The sequence below is a fragment of the Streptomyces sp. P5F9 genome, assembly GCF_057961495.1.
Genome location: NZ_JBXVPZ010000707.1, coordinates 2,444 through 3,443 on the forward strand (window position 1 = coordinate 2,444; position 1,000 = coordinate 3,443).

Here is a 1,000-nt window from a genome sequence, read left to right on the forward strand (position 1 = left end):
CCGCCAACTGGTCGACGTAGCCGCGCAGTTGTGTCGGGTCCGAGGGGTGCGGCATGCCCGTGGTGAGCACCAGCTCCCCGCCCTCCAGGAACGAGGCGGGATCAAGAAGCTCGGTGACGTGGACCCACCGAACCGTGCGCCCCAACTGCCCTTCCCCGGCCGCAACTCGGGGCAGCCCGGCCGCGATGACGGGCAGTCGCAGTACGTCGGCGACCGTGAGAAACGGCATGGGCGCGGGTTCCTCCGGAGGTGTGGCGGTGTGGTTCCGGAACACTCTGCGGGGTGGGGCGAGGACTGTGCAAGCTCCTCAGGGGGTGTGCGCCTGTTCGCCGTGGGGGTGCCTGTTGGGTTGGCGGGTGCGGGTTCGTTGTGGCTGGTCGCGCGCACGCGGCGGAGCCGCACATGGACACAGTCCCGCGCCCCTGGCGGGGTTAGGGCCGGCGTGCGATGTGATCCGCGACCGTGGCTATCGGGGACGTTCGCATGCGCCCACCCGCCTCATGCCGATCCGCCAGCCGATAAGCCACGTAGAGCCCCCGCACCCCGAGCCACCGCAACGGCTCCGGCTCCCATGTACCCGGCCGATGACCGGTCCACGGCAACCGAGTCAACCGGGACTCACGCCCCAGCACCAGATCGGTCAGAGTACGGCCGGCAAGGTTCGTAGAGGTCACCCCGTGCCCCACGTACCCCCCGGCCCAGCCGAGCCCGGTCACCCGGTCGAGCCCCACCGTCGCCGACCAGTCCCGCGGCACCGCGAGTACCCCGCACCAGGCATGGTCGACACGGGCGCCGGCGGTCTGCGGCAGCACCTTGTGCAGGGTCTCGGTCAGTTCATCGATCGTCCGGTCGGCCACCCGCCCGTCGGAGTCGGTCCGCGACCCGAACCGATACGGCACCCCCCGCCCCCCGATCGCGATCCGGTCGTCCAGCGTGCGCTGGGCATACAGATGCCCGTGCGCGGTGTCGCCCAAGGTCTCCCGCCCGACCCACCCGATCT

Annotated in this window: 2 protein-coding genes; both read right to left on the reverse strand. The window is 71.3% G+C overall.

Translation table 11 applies throughout. From position 1 onward, the window contains the following. Nucleotides 1–229 (reverse strand): PucR family transcriptional regulator ligand-binding domain-containing protein (locus AC31A1_RS48795; RefSeq protein ID WP_489659493.1); only part of this gene is annotated, 229 nt, incomplete at its 3' end. Between the two features lie 202 nt (nt 230–431). Beyond that, nucleotides 432–1,000: NAD(P)/FAD-dependent oxidoreductase (locus tag AC31A1_RS48800; protein ID WP_489659494.1), on the reverse strand; the 569-nt coding region annotated here is incomplete at its 5' end.